At 71.8% G+C, this 16,489-nt stretch carries 13 protein-coding genes; 9 read left to right on the top strand and 4 right to left on the bottom strand.

Translation table 11 applies throughout. The features are described from left to right. Positions 1-59 precede the first annotated feature (59 nt). The 3 genes from K3N28_RS06565 (at position 60) to K3N28_RS06555 (ending at position 2,747) form a co-directional block, all read left to right on the top strand. On the top strand, positions 60-791 hold the full coding sequence (locus tag K3N28_RS06565) for an ABC transporter ATP-binding protein (RefSeq protein WP_228091686.1): 732 nt from the start codon (positions 60-62) through the stop codon (positions 789-791). Then, entirely contained in the window at positions 788-1,543 is a 756-nt protein-coding gene (locus K3N28_RS06560; RefSeq protein WP_228091685.1) for an ABC transporter permease, read from the top strand. Before K3N28_RS06565 ends, K3N28_RS06560 begins: the two co-directional genes overlap by 4 nt. Before the next feature lie 193 nt (positions 1,544-1,736). Then, complete coding sequence (locus K3N28_RS06555; protein WP_228091684.1) at positions 1,737-2,747, top strand: hypothetical protein; 1,011 nt, start codon at positions 1,737-1,739, stop codon at positions 2,745-2,747. Positions 2,748-2,804: 57 nt separating this feature from the next. Here K3N28_RS06555 and K3N28_RS06550 read toward each other — a convergent pair whose 3' ends face one another. Further along, positions 2,805-4,190, bottom strand: a complete 1,386-nt coding sequence (locus tag K3N28_RS06550; RefSeq protein ID WP_228091683.1) for an NAD(P)H-quinone dehydrogenase — start codon at positions 4,188-4,190, stop codon at positions 2,805-2,807. A 61-nt stretch (positions 4,191-4,251) separates the two neighbouring features. Between K3N28_RS06550 and K3N28_RS06545 the strand changes: the two genes are divergently transcribed. Continuing rightward, on the top strand, positions 4,252-4,695 hold the full coding sequence (locus tag K3N28_RS06545) for a gamma-glutamylcyclotransferase family protein (RefSeq protein WP_228091682.1): 444 nt from the start codon (positions 4,252-4,254) through the stop codon (positions 4,693-4,695). 368 nt (positions 4,696-5,063) lie between these two features. On the opposite strand, the gene K3N28_RS06540 is transcribed toward K3N28_RS06545, so the two are convergent. Next, positions 5,064-6,299, bottom strand: coding sequence for an amidohydrolase (locus tag K3N28_RS06540; protein ID WP_228091681.1), 1,236 nt, complete (start codon positions 6,297-6,299; stop codon positions 5,064-5,066). Between the two features lie 458 nt (positions 6,300-6,757). Continuing rightward, on the bottom strand, positions 6,758-8,344 hold the full coding sequence (locus tag K3N28_RS06535) for a methylmalonyl-CoA mutase (RefSeq protein ID WP_228091680.1): 1,587 nt from the start codon (positions 8,342-8,344) through the stop codon (positions 6,758-6,760). Between the two features lie 585 nt (positions 8,345-8,929). On the opposite strand from K3N28_RS06535, the gene K3N28_RS06530 reads away from it, so the two are divergent. Beyond that, positions 8,930-10,741 carry a serine/threonine-protein kinase gene (locus K3N28_RS06530; protein ID WP_228091679.1) on the top strand — a complete coding sequence of 604 codons (1,812 nt, stop codon included), beginning with the start codon at positions 8,930-8,932 and terminating at the stop codon, positions 10,739-10,741. A 56-nt stretch (positions 10,742-10,797) separates the two neighbouring features. Continuing rightward, entirely contained in the window at positions 10,798-12,474 is a 1,677-nt protein-coding gene (locus K3N28_RS06525) for a phospho-sugar mutase (RefSeq protein WP_228091678.1), read from the top strand. 49 nt (positions 12,475-12,523) lie between these two features. Here the strand turns inward: K3N28_RS06525 and upp are convergent, their stop codons facing one another. Then, complete coding sequence (upp, locus tag K3N28_RS06520; protein WP_228091677.1) at positions 12,524-13,156, bottom strand: uracil phosphoribosyltransferase; 633 nt, start codon at positions 13,154-13,156, stop codon at positions 12,524-12,526. 94 nt (positions 13,157-13,250) lie between these two features. On the opposite strand from upp, the gene deoC reads away from it, so the two are divergent. Genes deoC through K3N28_RS06505 form a run of 3 tightly spaced genes read left to right on the top strand, consistent with a single transcriptional unit; the run spans position 13,251 to position 16,461 of the window. Beyond that, positions 13,251-14,165 carry a deoxyribose-phosphate aldolase gene (deoC, locus tag K3N28_RS06515; RefSeq protein WP_228091676.1) on the top strand — a complete coding sequence of 305 codons (915 nt, stop codon included), beginning with the start codon at positions 13,251-13,253 and terminating at the stop codon, positions 14,163-14,165. Between the two features lie 3 nt (positions 14,166-14,168). Then, positions 14,169-15,593: an aldehyde dehydrogenase family protein gene (locus K3N28_RS06510; protein ID WP_228091675.1), complete on the top strand. Its 1,425-nt coding sequence runs from the start codon at positions 14,169-14,171 to the stop codon at positions 15,591-15,593. Beyond that, positions 15,586-16,461 (top strand): aldehyde dehydrogenase family protein, encoded by an 876-nt coding sequence (locus tag K3N28_RS06505; RefSeq protein WP_228091674.1) that lies wholly within the window; start codon positions 15,586-15,588, stop codon positions 16,459-16,461. The genes K3N28_RS06510 and K3N28_RS06505 overlap by 8 nt, the downstream gene beginning before the upstream one ends. Positions 16,462-16,489 lie beyond the last annotated feature (28 nt).

Here is a 16,489-nt window from a genome sequence, read left to right as displayed (position 1 = left end):
CGGGGGGCCGCGACCTTCGGCGACTGTGCCGCGGGCGTCGGCGTTCGTACGGTGGCCTGGTGATCGAAGTACGCAATCTGACCAAGCGGTATCGCGGCGGCACGGCCGTCGACGACCTGTCCTTCACGGTGGAGCCGGGCCGCGTCACGGGGTTCCTCGGGCCCAACGGCGCGGGCAAGTCCACCACGATCCGGCTCATCCTGGGCCTCGACCGTCCCACGAGCGGGGATGCGACGGTGAACGGGCGGCCGTACGCGTCCCTGCCGCGGCCGTTGACGGCGGTGGGTGCGCTGCTGGAGGCCGGGGATCTGCATCCGAGCCGGTCGGTGCGGGAGCATCTGCGGTGGCTGGCGCGCAGCAACGGCATCGGCGAGCGGCGCATCGGGGAGGTCCTGGAGGCGACCGGTATGACGGAGGCCGGCCGCAAGCGCGCCAGGGCGCTCTCGCTGGGCATGAAGCAGCGCCTCGGCGTCGCCGCGGCGCTGCTCGGCGATCCTGGGGTGCTCATCCTCGACGAACCGGTCAACGGCCTCGATCCCGAGGGGGTGGTGTGGATCCGGAATCTCATGAAGCGGCTGGCGGCCGAGGGCCGCACGGTGCTGGTGTCGAGTCATCTCATGGCCGAGATGGCGTTGACGGCCGAGCATCTGGTCGTGATCGGGCGGGGGCGGCTGCTGGCGGACGTGCCGATGGAGGCGTTCCTCGCCTCGCATCGCGGCGCGAGTCTGGAGGAGGCGTTCATGCGGTTGACGAGCGAATCGGTCGAGTTCAGGGCGGGGGGTTCGCGATGAGCGCGTTCGGGGCGGCGGCCGCGGCCGAGTGGGTGAAGGTCCGGTCGGTGCGGTCGACCGCGGTGACGCTGACGGTGTTCGCGGTCGTGGCGCTCGGCATGGGGTGGCTGATCGGCTCGACGATGGAGCCGGGCGCGGACTTGGACGATCCGCTCACGGCCGCGTTCATGGGGCTGCTGGTGGCGCAGCTGCTGCTGGTCACGTTCGCGGTGGCGTGCGTCGGCTCGGAGTACGCCACGGGCACGATCAAGGCGTCCTTGGCGGCGGTGCCGTCGCGGGGGAGGTTGTACGCGGCGAAGATGAGCGCGGTCGGGGCGACCGTGGCGCTCGTGGTGCTGCCGGTGGAGTTGGCCGTGTTCGCGATCGTGCAGGGCCTGGCGGGCGACGCGGCGGTCTCGTGGACCGAGTGGGCGACGATCGAGTCGCTGCTGGGGGGTTGGATCAGTCTGATGCTGCTGTGCGTGTTCGCGGCGGCGATCACCGTCGTGACGCGCAGTACGGTGTGGACGCTCGCGATCCTGCTGCCGGTCCTGTTCCTGTCGGGGCAGGGCTTGGGGAACGTGGACGCGATCAGGCCGGTGGTGCAGTACTTCCCCGACCAGGTCGGTCATGTGATCATGCACATGACGATTCCGGGCGATCCGCGGTTCGGGCGGGACTACGGGGCGTGGACCGGGGTGGCGATCCTGGTGCTGTGGACGGCGGCGGCGTTGGCGGGCGGTTGGCTGGCCATGCGCCGCAGGGACGCCTGAGCGGGGCGCCGGGACGGGGGCGGCCGGATTCCGGACGTCCTCTGTAGACTGTTCATGGTTGCCCGAATCGGTCTCGTCGCCCGATGTTCTCATATAGCTTCGCTCTGTAGTCGGCTTTCGTTCGCGGGGGCCGCAGCCCACGCGGGCACGGCCGCAGCGGCCGGTGCTCCGCGACCGGATCGAAGGAGCACCTGTGAAACGTACAGCCATGTTCGGGGCGGGTTCGATGATGCTCGCCGCCGCTCTCGCGGCGATGCCCGCCGGGGCCGGAGCCCAAGGCGCCGAGGAGAAGAAGACGCTGCTGGTGGCCGAGAGCTTCACCGGTGGCAGCGTCGCCGACCCGAACTTCGAGTCGCACAACGCCTGCCTGACCGCCGCCGCCGAGCTGCTCGGCGAGGACGAGTTCGACTCGTGCGCCGACCAGAGCACCGGTCCGGTCCCCGCTTCGGGCAAGTCGCCGGGTTACCTTCAGCTGACCGACGCCGCGAAATACGACTTCGGCGGGGTCCTCTACGACAAGGCCCTGCGCAACCAGGGCGGCATCGAGGTCACGTTCGCGCAGTACCAGTACGGCGGGACCGGCGCCGACGGCATCTCGTTCTTCATCGTCGACGGCGACACCGACCTGGACGAGGTCGGCGCGTACGGCGGCAGCCTCGGCTACGCCCAGATCGAGTCCCGCCAAGGCGACATGCCCGGCGTCGAAGGCGGCTACCTGGGTCTGGGTCTGGACGCGTGGGGCAACTTCTCGGCCGACACCGAGGGCCGCGGCACCGGCTGCCCCGAGGAGCACCGGGCCCCCGGGCACCTCCGGACCGGCGCGAACAGGGCGCCGGACAACGTGGCCCTGCGCGGCCCCGGCGACGGCATGGAGGGCTACTGCCTCCTGGCGACCACCGCCACCGACGAGAAGATCGGCACCCACCCGCGCGGCGACCTCTACGGCACCGACTTCCCCGAGAGCCTCGAGATGCCGACGCTGGCCGAGGCCAAGCGCCTCGTGAAGCTCAAGATCACCGACGACGCCGAGCCGACGGTGACCGTGGACGTCGACTTCATGCAGGGCGACGGCTGGCACCGGGTCCTGGAGACCCGGGTCCCGCACGAGGCCCCCGACACGTTCAAGTTCGGTTTCGCGTCGTCCACCGGCGGGGCCACCGACGTGCACCTGATCCGCCATCTGCGGGTCGAGACCTTCGCTTAGGCCGTCGACGGCGGAGGGCCCGCGGCGCGACACCGCGGGCCCTTCGCCTTGCGGCGCTTAGAACTCCATGAGCTGGCGGGCGGCCTCGGCGACCGACCCCGACAGCGACGGGTAGATCGTGAACGTGCGGGCGACCTGCTCGACGGTGAGCCGCTGCTCCACGGCCAGCGCGATCGGGGTGATGAGTTCGGAGGCGCGGGAGCCGACCACGATGCCGCCGGCGACGATCCCCGAGGAGTTCCAGGCGAAGAGCTTCACGAAGCCCTCGGTGCGGTCGACCATCTTGGCGCGCGGGTTGGACGCGAACGGGAGCAGCACGGTCCGGCAGTCCGCCTTGCCGGAGTCCACATCGGCCTGGGTGACGCCGACGGACGCGAGCTCGGGGTCGGTGAACACGTTCGCGGCCACGTGGGCGAGCTTGATGGGGCGCACGGCCTCGCCGAGGGCGTGCCAGATCGCGATGCGTCCCTGCATGGCCGCGACCGAGGCGAGGGCGTGGACGCCGGTGACGTCGCCCGCGGCGTAGACGCCGGGGACGTTGGTGCGGGAGACCTTGTCGACGGGGATGAAGCCGCGTTCGTCCACGGTGATGCCGTAGGCGTGGAGGCCGAGGTCGTCGGAGTTGGGGATGGAGCCGACGCAGATGAGGGCGTGGCTGCCTTCGATGACGGTGCCGTCCTCGAGTTCGACTTCGACGCCGTTCTCGGTGCGGCGGGCGGCGGCGGCGCGGGAGTGGTTGCGCACGTCCATGCCGCGGCGCACGAAGACGCGGCCGACGGTCTCGGCGGCCTCGGCGTCCTCGTGGGGCATGACGCGGTCGCGGGAGGAGATGAGGGTGACGTGCGAGCCCATCGCGAGGTAGGCGGAGGCGAACTCGGCGCCGGTGACGCCGGAGCCGACGACGATGAGGTGCTCGGGGAGTTCCTTGAGGTCGTAGAGCTGCCGCCAGGTGAGGATGCGCTCGCCGTCGACGGGCGCGGAGGTGAGGGTGCGGGGGGTGGCGCCGGTGGCGATGAGGACGATGTCGGCGTCGGCGTCGAAGGGCTCGCCTTCGACGGGGACCACGTGGAGTTCGTGCACGTAGTTGTAGCCCTTGTCGACGCGCAGGGCGCCGCGGCCGTAGACGATGTCGACGCCGGCGTTGACGAGTTTCTGGGCGATGTCGGCCGACTGCTGCGTGGCGAGGCGGCGCACGCGGCCGTTGACGGCGACGGGGTCGGCGCTGGCCTCCTTGGTGCCGACGCCGAGCTCGCTGGACTCCTGGATCTCGGTCAGGAGCGAGGAGGCGGCGATGAACGTCTTGGAGGGGACGCAGTCCGAGAGGACGCAGGCGCCGCCCGCCCCGGTGGCCTCGATGAGGGTGACGTCGGCGCCGAGCTGGGCTGCCACGAGGGCTGCCTCGTACCCGGCCGGTCCTCCGCCGATGATCGCTACACGTGCCACGTCGCGCCTTTCGGTGTTCGGGATGCTTCAGTGCGGGCAGGTTTAAGGGTATCTTCAAGACGTGCATCTCTATGCCGCCTACGGCTCGAATCTAGACCCTGCCCGCATGCAAGCGACGTGCCCGCGGTCGCCGCTGGTGGGCACCGGCTGGCTGGAGGGTTGGCGCCTGACGTTCTGCGACGCCGATCTGGGATCGGAGACGGCGGTCGCGACCGTGGTCGAGTCCCCCGGCGAGCGGGTCTTCGTGGCGCTGTACGACCTCGACCCGGCCGACCGGCAGGTGCTGGACGAGCTGGAGGGCCTGAACTCGGGGCTCTACCGGAGGATGCACACGCAGGCGGCGACGTTGGAGGCGAACCGTCCGGTGTGGCTGTACGTGTTCGAGGGCTTCGAGGGCGGCCTGCCGAGCCAGTGGTACCTCGACGAGATCATGCGCGCGGCCGAAGCGGCCGGCGCCCCGCAGGACTACGTGGAGGCCCTGAGGAAACGGCCGACCGCCGAATGACCTGCCGGGCGGTGTCGGGCCCGTGCCGCATCGGCGGACCGGCGAGGCCGCCATCGCCGCGACGCTTGCGAGCCGCGCAGGGGCGGCGTCCGCTTTGCCAGGGCGCTCCGTCCATGGTTCGCGCGCACCGGTTTTTCTGTCGCACCTGCCGCATGGTGTTGATTCGGGGTCCCCTGGTGCCCGTTTCGCCGGGACGCTCCGGTCACGTTCGCGACGCGGGATCCGCTGTCGCACCCGCCGCGTAGCGTTGTCAACGGGGGTCCCTCGATGTCCGATTCGTCCCGGACGCGCCGTTCACGTTTCGCTGTTCGTCCCGCCGCAGCGGGACAGGGACGGCGCTGCCGCGCCGTCCCTGTCCTCGATCCGTCTTAGAAGGCCGGGCTCACCGCGGCCGCCAGGGCGGTGTGGATCATGACGCGCACCCCGTGCGAGAGTGCTTCCTCGTCGATGTCGAAGTTGCCCTGGTGGATGTCCAGGTGCTCGCCCGGGCGGGCCACGCCGAGGCGGGCCATCGCTCCCGGCACCTGCTCCAGGTAGTACGCGAAGTCCTCGCCGCCCATGGACATCGGGGCCTCGGCCACGGCGTCGTCGCCGAGCGCGGCGGCGGTCGCTCCGGCGAACATCGCCGACGCCACGCGGTCGTTCACCACCGGCGGCACGCCGCGGCGGTACTCGATCTCGCACTCGACGCCGGAGGCGCGGGCCACCGACCGCGTCACCTCCTGCACCAGGTCCGGGATCATGTCCCAGGTCTCGTGGCCGTGCACCCGCACGGTCGCGCGGGCGAGCGCCTCCTGCGGGATCGCGTTCGCGGCCTCGCCGGCCTGCACCGCGCCGAAGACGATCGCGACCGACTGCCGCGGGTCGAGGCGGCGGTTCACCAGGGCGGGCACGTCGACGACGACGCGTCCGATGGCGGTCACGAGGTCGGAGGTCAGGTGGGGGCGGGAGGTGTGGCCGCCGCGGCCCTGCATGCGGACCTCCATGACGTCGCAGGCGGCCGTCAGGGGGCCGTTGCGCACGGCGACCTGCCCGACCGGGAACTGCGGGTCGCAGTGGAACGCGAAGATCGCGGCCACGTCGGTGAGCGCCCCGTACTTGATCATCGTGGGCGCGCCGGAGGGGAACTGCTCCTCGGAGGGCTGGAACACGAGCCGGAACCGCCCGGGGAGGCCCTCGCGGCGTTCGATCTCGGCCAGGACGCGGCCGACGCCGATGAGCATGGCGGTGTGGGCGTCGTGCCCGCACGCGTGGCACACGCCCTCGACGGTGGACCGGTACGGGACGGGCTTGGGGTCGTGGATCGGCAGGGCGTCCATGTCGGCGCGGATGGCGATCACCCGGTCGCCGGAGCCGATGTCGCAGGTCAGGCCGGTGCCGTCGGGGATCATCTGGGGGTCGAGTCCGGCTTCGGCGAGGCAGGCGGCCACGTAGTCCGCGGTGTCGTGCTCCTGGCGCGAGAGGCGGGGGTTCGCGTGGATGTGGCGGCGGGCCGCGATGACCTCGTCCGCGTGGGCGGCGAGCCAGTCGTCGAGGAAGTCGGGCAGCGACATCATGGCCTGCTCCTCCGCGGGGTTGCCGGGCGAACCGTCGAGCCTGGGCATGGCGCCGGGTACCACGAGGCTTTGGGGCGCGATCGCGCGCGGGAGCGGCTCATTGGATTTTGTGGCGGTACCCATCTCGACGACTTTCTCCGCAGTGAGCGTGTACATTCCTTCGCGCCTCGCAATTCGCGTTCGAGGATCAAAGCCAATGGAGGACGATCCGGCAAGCTTAATCCGATCGCACTCCGTTGCGGCTAGCGCCGTGATCTGCGACGCCCGGATCCCCGATCCCCGAGCCGGGGGTCACGACCGCACGACGGGCGGTTACTGCCGCTTCGGCCGAACCCGCCGTCACGAGGCATAACGCTTGCCGAGCCGATAAGTTACGGCCGGGATCCGATTTTCATACAGGACACGGACGTGCCCGCGGTTCGTGACGCGTCCGCGGTCCAGTGTTTCCCGGTTCCCCGGATCCGTCGACAGACCCGTTGTGCGCTCCGCCTTCGGTGAGAGGGCCGTCACCAATTGTCGGTGGGGACGTATCGTCCCCATTCCGCGGCGAGCGCGCTGCACACTTCCCCGACGGTGGCCCCGGCGGCGAGTGCGGCTTTGAGCGGATACAGCACATTGTCCGTTCCCGCTGCGGCTCGTTTCAAACCGGCGAGCGCGCTTTCGAGGGTACTCGCATCGCGCGAGGCGCGATGGGCGGCGAGCCGCTCGACCTGGGCGGCCTCCATAGCGGGGTCTACTTTGAGCGGTTTATAGGGGGCCTCGTCCCCATTGAGGGTGTAGGCGTTCACGCCGACGACGGTCTGTTCGCCCGAATCGATGCGCTTCGCCGTCTCGTAGGCGCTGCGTTCAATCTCACTCTTCTGGAATCCCGCCTCGATCGCGCCGACGGCCGATCCGTGCGCGAAGACCGCGTCGATGAGGCGCAGGGCCTCGGCCTCGGTCGCGTCGGTGAGCGCCTCGATCGCGTACGAGCCGGCGAACGGGTCGACCGTGGCGCACAGGTCGGTCTCGTTGGCGAGGACCTGCTGGGTGCGCAGGGCCAGGCGCGCGGAGGTGTCGGTGGGCAGGGCGATGGCCTCGTCGTAGGCGTTCGTGTGCAGCGACTGGGTGCCGCCGAGGACGGCGGCCATGGCCTGGACGGTGACGCGGGCGAGGTTGACCTCGGGCTGCTGGGCGGTGAGCTCGACCCCGGCGGTCTGGGTGTGGAAGCGCAGCTTCAGCGAGCGGGGGTCCTTCGCCCCGAAGCGGTCGCGCATGATGTGCGCCCAGATGCGGCGGGCGGCGCGGAACTTGGCGACCTCGGAGAGGATCGTGGAGCGGGCCACGAAGAAGAAGGAGAGGCGCGGGGCGACGGCGTCCACGTCGAGTCCGGCGTCGAGGGCGCAGTTGACGTACTCGATGCCGTCGGCGAGGGTGAATGCGAGCTCCTGCGCGGCGGTGGCCCCGGCCTCGGCCATGTGGTAGCCGGAGATGGAGATCGTGTTCCACTGCGGCAGTTCGGCGGCGCAGTAGGCGAAGGTGTCGCTGACCAGGCGGAGGCTCGGCGCGGGCGGGAAGATGTAGGTGCCGCGCGCGATGTACTCCTTCAGGATGTCGTTCTGGACGGTGCCGCGCAGCCGGGTCGGGTCGGCGCCCTGCTCTTCGGCGACGAGCTGGTACAGGAGCAGCAGGACCGCGGCGGGGGCGTTGATGGTCATCGAGGTCGAGACCTCGTCGAGGGGGATGCCGCCGAACAGGACGCGCATGTCCGCGATCGAGTCGATGGCGACGCCGACCTTGCCGACCTCGCCGGCGGCCTCGGGCGCGTCGGAGTCGTAGCCCATCTGGGTGGGCAGGTCGAAGGCCACGGACAGGCCGGTGGTGCCGGCCTCCAGGAGGTCGCGGTAGCGGCGGTTGGACTCCGCGGCCGTGGCGAACCCGGCGTACTGGCGCATGGTCCAGGGCTTCGAGGTGTACATGGTCGGGTGGACGCCGCGCGTGTACGGAAACGACCCGGGTTCGCCGAGTCGCTCCGGGAGGTCCTTCGCGGCGTCGTCGGGGCCGTAGACGGGCCGGATCTCGATCCCGTCTCGGCCTTGCGGTGACGACTGCATGGCTGCCATCCTAGGGGTTGAACTGCGTCTTCGGGAAGTCCTGGCGGCCTTGTCGGCGGCGCGCCGCCGAACCCCCGGAGCCGCCCTCGTGACACCGACGCCGGCAGGCCGCCGCCCCGCGGACCACGGCGGATCCTGCGGCTTTGAGCGGCCCGGTACGGACGCGGTGGCCGCGGCGCGGCAATATAGTGGGGATCCCTCGCGAGGAGTGGCCGAATGACGTACTCATCTGACTACGGTCGCGGTGGTCCCGGCGCTTACGAGGACCCCCGGCGCGGTGCGGTGCCGTCACCCCGCTACTCCTCCGAACCCCAAGAGCCCCAAGAGTTTCCCCGCTCATCATACGATTCCGGGCCCGGCGGGCGCGATCCCCGCCCCTCCTTCGGCGCGCGCTTCGCGGGCTCGGACCCGCACCGCGGCCCCGTCCCCGGGCACGGCTCGGAGCCCGGCGGGCGCGACCCCCATCCTTCGTTCGGGGCGCGGTTCGCCGGTTCGGACCCCCACCGGGGGCCCATGTCGGACCCGCACCGCGGGCCGATGTCGGATCCCCACCGCGGTCCCATGTCGGATCCCCACCGCGGTCCCATGTCCGACCCGCACCGCGGGCCGATGTCGGACCCGTATTCGACCCGTCGGCATCCCGGCTACAACCGCGACGCGTACGGCGGCGACTCCTACGGCGACTCCTCGGGCCAGGGCAGCTCCTCCTACGGCAACTTCGGGAACCTCGGCCAGAGCTTCGCGGTCGGCGGCGGGAGCGTCCCCGCCGAGGGCCCCGGCCGGACCTTCGGGCCGCCCGCGTCCGGCCACCGCGCCGGCCCCGGCGACCTCGTCGCCGACCGGTACCGGCTCGTCGACCTCGTGGGCAAGGGCGGCAACGGGTCCGTGTGGCGCGCCCACGACACCGTGCTGCGGCGCGAAGTGGCCCTGAAAGAGGTCTTCCTGCCGCCGGACCTGCCGCCGCAGGAGCGCGTCCAGCTCATCGACCGGTCCCGGCGCGAAGCCCAGAGCGCCGCCCGGCTCTCGCATCCGGCGGTCATCCGCGTCTTCGACGTCGTCGAGCACCTCGGCCTGCCGTGGATCGTCATGGAACTCCTGCAGGCCCGGAGCCTCGCGGAGATCCTCACCCAGGACGGGCCGCTCAGCCCGCGCGTGGCCGCGAAGATCGGCCTGGCGCTCGTCGGCGCGCTCCAGGCGGCGCACGACGCCGGGATCATCCACCGCGACGTCAAACCCGGCAACGTCCTCATCTCCACCGACGGGCGCTGCGTGCTCTCGGACTTCGGCGCCGCCCAGATGCACCAGGTCTCGGGCGGGACCACCCCGGGCAAGGTCCTCGGCTCGGCGCACTACATCGCGCCCGAGCGGGCCGTCGGGCGTCCGGCCGAGCCCGCGAGCGACGTGTTCAGCCTCGGCGTGACCCTGTACGCGGCCGTCGAGGGGCGACCGCCGTTCGACCGCGGCAACGCGGTGGCCACGATGCGCGCGGTCGTCCAGGAGCCGCCGGAGAACCCGCGCAACGCCGGGCCGCTCACCCTCCTGCTGGGCGGGATGCTCGCGAAGGACCCGCATCAGCGCACGCCGCTGCCGCAGGTGCGCGAGGAGCTCCAGGTGCTCCTGGCCGGGCCGCTGGCCGGCCCGGGCGGGGCCGGGACGCCCCCCGGCGGGCACACCATGGGCAGCAGGTCCGGCGGCTACCAGGAGGTCTCGCCCCCGCGCACCGGCGGGCGGCCCCGCGTTCGCGAGCCGGAGCCGGAACCGGAGCAGAACCCGTGGAAGTCCGCGGCGGTCATCGTCGTCTGCGCACTGCTCGTCCTCGTGCTCGGCTGGGGCGCCTACAAAGCGCTCATCGACGACGGCGGCGGGGGCGGCGCGGCACCGGGCGCGTCCGACAGCGCCGGATCCGAGGACCCGTCCGAAGACGAGCCCGAAGGCGACTCGGCGGGCCCGGCCTTCGCGACCGCCACGCACGAAGGCGACGGCTTCACCGTGAACTACCCGTCGGCGTGGGCCGAAGGCGACGGCGGGGACGACTACGCGCTCTATTACAACCCCGAGGACGAGACCCAGTGGGTCCGGTTCTACTCCGGTTCGGACCGCGGCGCCGCCGACCCCGAGGGCTATCTCGGCGACTACTGGGACGGCCTCCCCGAGGAGATGACCGACCTCGAGCAGGTGCGGCTCGAAGGCGTCGAGATCGCCGGCATGAGCGGGTCGGTGCTCGAGTACACCGGCACCAACCTCGACGACGCCGGGGCCGAACGGCACTCGATCTGGGCCATCGTGGACGCCGGCGACGGGAACGCCTACGGCGTCTTCATCTCCGGCGACGCCGACGCCTGGGACCTATCACAGCAGGTGTACGACGAGGCCGTCGCTTCCTTCGCGACCGGCTGAGGCCACACCGCCCGCAACACCGGTCCCCCAGGTGGCGGATATGCGACCATTTCCCCATGGAGCCTGTTCACACTCACGACGCGACCGACCTGGATGCGCTGCGCGCCGAAGTGCTGCAGTGGATCACCGACGACCCCGACAAGGACTCCCGGGACGAGCTGTACCGGCTGCTCGACGGGCTCCCGGCGACGGCCGCGGAACTGTCCGACCGCTTCGCCGGACGGCTCCGCTTCGGCACCGCCGGCCTGCGCGGCCCGCTGCGGGCCGGACCGAACGGCATGAACCTCGCCGTCGTGCGCGCCGCCGCCGCGGGACTCGCGAGCTGGCTGGACGCGAACGGCGCCGAAGGCCCGGTCGTCATCGGCTACGACGCGCGCCACCGCAGCCGCGACTTCGCCGTGGAGACCGCCCGCGTCGTCACCGGATCGGGACGCCGCGCGCTGGTCATGCCCGGGCCGCTGCCGACCCCCGTGACCGCCTTCGCGGTCACCCGCCTCGACGCGGCGGCCGCGGTCCAGGTGACCGCCAGCCACAACCCGCCGCAGGACAACGGCTACAAGGTGTACCTCGGCCGCGGGCTCGGGGGCGACCTCGGCGCGGGCGCGCAGATCATCCCGCCCGCCGACACCCAGATCGAGGCCGCGATCGAAGCGCTCGGGCCGCTCTCGGAGATCCCGCTGGGCGACGAGGGTGAGACCCTCGACGAGTCCATCGTGGACCAGTACTTGGCCGCCGTCGCCTCGGTGGTCGACCCCGACGACCCCAAGCGCCTCGCGGCCGTGGCGACCCCGATGCACGGCGTCGGCGGCGCCACCCTGGTGCGGGCCATGGAGCGGGCCGGGTTCCCGGCCCCGACCCTCGTGCCCGAGCAGGCCGACCCGGACCCGGACTTCCCGACCGTGGCGTTCCCCAACCCCGAGGAGCCCGGCGCGATCGACCTGCTCACGGCCCTCGCCGTCGACGAGGGCGCCGACGTCGCCATCGCGCTGGACCCTGACGCCGACCGCTGCTCGGTGGCGATCCCCGTGGGCGACGGCACATGGCGGCAGCTGAGCGGCAACGAGGTCGGCGTGCTCCTCGCCGACCACTGGATGCGCAAGGGCCACCATGGGACCTACGCGACCACGATCGTCTCCACGACGCAGCTCAAGGCCATGTGCGACAAGCGCGGCTTCGGCTACGAGGAGACCCTCACCGGCTTCAAGTGGCTGGCCCGCGCGGGCGCGGACCTGGCGTTCGCGTTCGAGGAGGCCCTGGGCTACTGCGTGGCCCCGGGGTTCCTGCGGGACAAGGACGGCATCTCGGCGGCGCTGGTCGTCAGCGAGATCGCGGCGGGCCAGGCGGCGCGCTTCGCGACCCTCCAGGACCGGCTCGACGAGCTGGCCGAGGAGTTCGGCGTGTTCGAGACCGGGCAGCTGTCGGTGCGGGTCGAGGACCTGTCGGAGATCGGCGCGTGCATGAAGCGCCTGCGGGCGCACCAGCCGACGACGCTGCTGGACGAGCCGGTCGTGGACTACCACGACCGCCTCCCGGACGCCGACGTCGTGACGGTCACGACCGCGAACGCGCGGGTGGTGGCCCGCCCGAGCGGGACCGAACCGAAGCTGAAGGCCTACCTGGAGGTCAGGGAAGACGTCGGCGGCGACCTGACCGGGGCGAGGGAACGCGCCCGCGCCAGCGTGCAGGCCCTGCGGGCCGAAGTCGCGGCGATCCTGGGCGTGCCCCACTACTGAGCGAAGCGAGCGGGGCCGGGCGCGATGCGCCCGGCCCCGCTCCTCGTTGCTAGAAGCGGCGGTAGGCGCCGAATTGGCGGTCTCCCGCGTCGCCCAGGCCGGGGACGATGTAGGCCTTGTCGTCGAGCCGCGGGTCGACCGCGGCGGTCGTCATCTTCATCGCGATCCCCGACGACGCCAGCCGCTCGATGCCGTCCGGCGCGCACAGGACGCTGATGAGGTCGATGTCCGTGCACCCGCGCGCGGCGATCATCTCGCAGCAGCGCAGCAGCGAACCGCCCGTGGCGACCATCGGGTCGAGCACGATGACATGGCGTCCGGCCAGATCGTCGGGCAGCGACTCCATGTACGCGTACGGCTCATGCGTCTCCTCGTCGCGGGCCAGGCCCACGAAGCCCATCGAGGCGTCCGGGATCATCGCCTGGGCCGCGTCGGCCATGCCGAGCCCGGCGCGCAGCACCGGCACCAGCAGCGGCGGGTTCGCCAGCCGGAAGCCCCCCGCGGGGGCCACGGGTGTCCTGATCTCGTATTCGGTCACGGCCACGTCCCGCGTGGCCTCGTAGACGAGCATCGTAGTGAGCTCGTGCAGGGCGGCCCGGAACCTAGGCGAGTCCGAGCGCTCGTCCCGCATGGCGGTAAGCCGTTCTGCGGCGAGCGGGTGTTCGACGATCTTGACATCCACGGTTCCCAACCTTAACGGCCAGCTCGCCGCGCTAATGTGAGCTGGTCACCACAGCCGGCGTTCCGCACCACACGAGTTTGGATACCATCGGGTCATGGGATCTATTTTGAGCGGCGCTGAGGCCGCCGCCCTCGTCCGCGCCCTCCCCGGCGTCGACGCGGTCGGCCTCGAGGCCCGCGCGGCCGGGCTCGCCACCCGCTCCGTCAAACAGGAGTCGAAGGCCCGGGCCATCGACCTCGCCATCAGCATGATCGACCTCACCACGCTCGAAGGCGCCGACACCCCCGGCAAGGTCCGGTCGCTCGCCGCCAAGGCCGTCCGGCCCGACGGGGACGCGCCCTCCACCGCGGCGGTCTGCGTGTATCCGTCGATGGTCGCGACGGCCGCCGAAGCCCTCGAGGGCACCGGCGTCAAGGTCGCCTCGGTCGCCACCGGGTTCCCCGCCGGGCAGGTCCCCCTCGACGTCCGCCTCGCCGACACCGAGGCCGCCGTCCGCGCCGGGGCCGACGAGATCGACATGGTCATCAACCGCGGCGCGTTCCTCTCGGGCGACCTCGAACGGGTCTTCCACGAGATCGCGGCCGTCAAGGCCGCCAGCGGCGACGCCCGCCTCAAAGTGATCCTCGAGACCGGCGAACTCGTCACCTACGACGACGTGCGCCGCGCCTCCTGGCTCGCCATGCACGCCGGGGCCGACTTCATCAAGACCTCCACCGGCAAGGTCGGCGTCAACGCGACCCTGCCGGTCACCCTGCTCATGATGCAGGCCGTGCGCGACTTCCGCGCCGCCACGGGCGTGCAGGTCGGCGTCAAGCCCGCCGGCGGGATCCGGGGCACCAAGGACGCGATCAAGTACCTGGTGTGCGTCAACGAGACCCTCGGCGACGACTGGCTGACGAACGAGTGGTTCCGCTTCGGCGCCTCCAGCCTCCTCAACGACCTGCTCATGCAGCGCCAGAAGCTCAAGACCGGCCACTACTCCGGCCCCGACTACGTGACGGTGGACTAAGCGATGTTCGAGTACGCGCCCGCGCCCGAGTCGGTGCGGCCCCAGATCAACGAGCACTACGGGCTGTTCGTCGACGGCGAGTTCGTCGACGCCGAGGACGGGGCGGTCTTCAAATCGGTCAACCCGTCCACTGAGGAGGCGCTCTTCACGGTGGCGGAGGCCGGGGAGGCCGACGTCGCGAAGGCCGTCGCCGCCGCCCGCCGCGCCCAGGAGGCCGTGTGGGGCCCCATGAGCGGGAGCGAACGCGGCAAGTACCTGTTCCGCATCGCCCGGCTCCTCCAGGAGAAGGCCCGCGAGTTCGCCGTCGCCGAGTCGCTCGACAACGGCAAGCCCATCAAGGAGACCCGCGACTTCGACGTCCCGACCGCGGCGCAGCACTTCTTCTACCACGCCGGGTGGGCCGACAAGCTCGCCTACGCGGGCCTCGGGCCGGACCCGCGGCCGCTGGGCGTCGTCGGCCAGGTCATCCCGTGGAACTTCCCGCTGCTCATGCTCGCGTGGAAGATCGCGCCCGCGCTCGCGTGCGGGAACACCGTGGTGCTCAAGCCCGCCGAGACCACGCCGCTGACCGCGCTCATGTTCGCCGAGCTGTGCCAGGAGGCCGACCTGCCCGCGGGCGTCGTCAACATCCTCCCCGGCGCGGGGGCCACGGGCGCGGCGCTCGTCGACAGCGCCGTGGACAAGATCGCGTTCACCGGCTCCACCGCGGTCGGGCGCGCGATCGCCCGGACCGTCGCCGGATCGACGAAGAGGCTCACCCTGGAGCTGGGCGGCAAGGCCGCCAACATCGTCTTCGACGACGCGCCGCTCGACCAGGCCGTCGAGGGCATCGTCAACGGCATCTTCTTCAACCAGGGGCACGTCTGCTGCGCCGGTTCCCGGCTCCTCGTCCAGGAGTCGGTCGCCGACGAGGTGCTCGAGCGGCTCAAGGCCCGCGTCGAGACGCTGCGCGTGGGCGACCCGCTCGACAAGAACACCGACATCGGCGCGATCAACTCCGCCGAGCAGCTCTCGCGGATCCGGGCGCTCACCGAGACCGGCGCCGGCGAGGGCGCCGAGGCCTGGCAGCCCGCCTGCGACCTCCCCGAGCGCGGCTTCTGGTTCCGGCCCACCGTCTTCACCGGCGTCCAGCAGTCCATGCGGATCGCCCAGGAGGAGATCTTCGGGCCCGTCCTCAGCGTGCTGACGTTCCGGACGCCCGACGAGGCGATCGCCAAGGCCAACAACACCCCCTACGGGCTCTCGGCCGGGGTGTGGACGGAGAAGGGCTCCAAGATCCTGTGGGCGGCCGAGCGGCTGCGCGCGGGCGTGGTGTGGGCCAACACGTTCAACCAGTTCGACGCCGCCAGCCCGTTCGGCGGCCTGAAGGAGTCCGGTTACGGCCGCGAAGGCGGCCGCCAGGGGCTGGAGGCCTACCTCGATGTCTGACCGACTGCGCGTCAAGAAGACCTACAAGCTGTACGTGGGCGGGAAGTTCCCCCGTTCGGAGTCCGGAAGGAGCTACCCGGTGAGCGGACCCGACGGCACCGAACTGGCGAACGCCGCGCTCGCCAGCCGCAAGGACGCCCGCGACGCCGTGGCCGCCGCCCGCAAGGCGCAGCGGCCGTGGGCCGGGCAGACCGCGTACCTGCGCGGCCAGATCCTGTACCGGGCCGCCGAGATGCTCGAAGGCCGCGCCGGGCAGTTCGCCGAGGAGCTCGCGGACGCCACCGGCGCCGAACCGGGGCAGGCGCTGTCGACTGTGGAGTCCGCGATCGACCGGCTCGTACACTACGCGGGCTGGACCGACAAGTACGCGTCGGTGCTCGGCGGGGCCAACCCCGTGGCCGGCCCGTACTTCAACCACACCAAGCCCGAACCGCTCGGCGTCGTCGCCGTCGTGGCCCCGCAGGACGACCCGCTCCTCGGCCTCGTCGAGGCCGTCGCCCCGGCGATCGCCGCCGGGAACACCGTCGTCGTGCTCGCGAGCGAGGCGAAGCCGCTGCCCGCGTTGAGCTTCGGCGAGGTGCTCGCCACCTCGGACCTGCCGGGCGGCGTCGTGAACCTCCTCAGCGGCAAGGTCGCCGAGGTCGCGCCGCACCTCGCCGCCCACGCCGACGTCAACGGGCTCGACCTCGGCGGCGTGGCGGACGCCGACCTCGCCGCGGGCCTGGAGGCCGCCGCCGCCGAGACGCTCAAGGTCGTCCGCCGCCCCGGCAAGGCCGGGAGCCCGCTCGACCTGCTGCGGCAGTGGACCGAGTACAAGACCGTCTGGCACCCCGCCGGCATGGCGGCCGCCGCCGGAGGCGCGTACTAGCAGTCGAAAGCGAGGGCCGCGTCGCGAG

Origin of the sequence: Glycomyces sp. TRM65418, assembly GCF_019710475.1 — a bacterium.
In the GTDB taxonomy this organism is placed as follows: Bacteria; Actinomycetota; Actinomycetes; order Mycobacteriales; family Micromonosporaceae; genus Glycomyces.
The sequence above is the reverse complement of the archived record's forward strand: the minus strand, read 5'-3'. Positions and strand labels throughout refer to the sequence as shown.

Excerpts from the sequence above, each read along its gene's own strand:
- K3N28_RS06560 (WP_228091685.1), top strand. The coding sequence starts at position 788 with ATGAGCGCGTTCGGGGCGGCGGCCGCGGCCGAGTGGGTGAAGGTCCGG.
- K3N28_RS06540 (WP_228091681.1), bottom strand. The coding sequence starts at position 6,299 with ATGCCCAGGCTCGACGGTTCGCCCGGCAACCCCGCGGAGGAGCAGGCC.
- K3N28_RS06535 (WP_228091680.1), bottom strand. The coding sequence starts at position 8,344 with ATGCAGTCGTCACCGCAAGGCCGAGACGGGATCGAGATCCGGCCCGTC.
- K3N28_RS06530 (WP_228091679.1), top strand. The coding sequence starts at position 8,930 with ATGTCCGACCCGCACCGCGGGCCGATGTCGGACCCGTATTCGACCCGT.
- K3N28_RS06525 (WP_228091678.1), top strand. The coding sequence starts at position 10,798 with ATGGAGCCTGTTCACACTCACGACGCGACCGACCTGGATGCGCTGCGC.
- deoC (WP_228091676.1), top strand. The coding sequence starts at position 13,251 with ATGGGATCTATTTTGAGCGGCGCTGAGGCCGCCGCCCTCGTCCGCGCC.
- K3N28_RS06510 (WP_228091675.1), top strand. The coding sequence starts at position 14,169 with ATGTTCGAGTACGCGCCCGCGCCCGAGTCGGTGCGGCCCCAGATCAAC.
- K3N28_RS06505 (WP_228091674.1), top strand. The coding sequence starts at position 15,586 with ATGTCTGACCGACTGCGCGTCAAGAAGACCTACAAGCTGTACGTGGGC.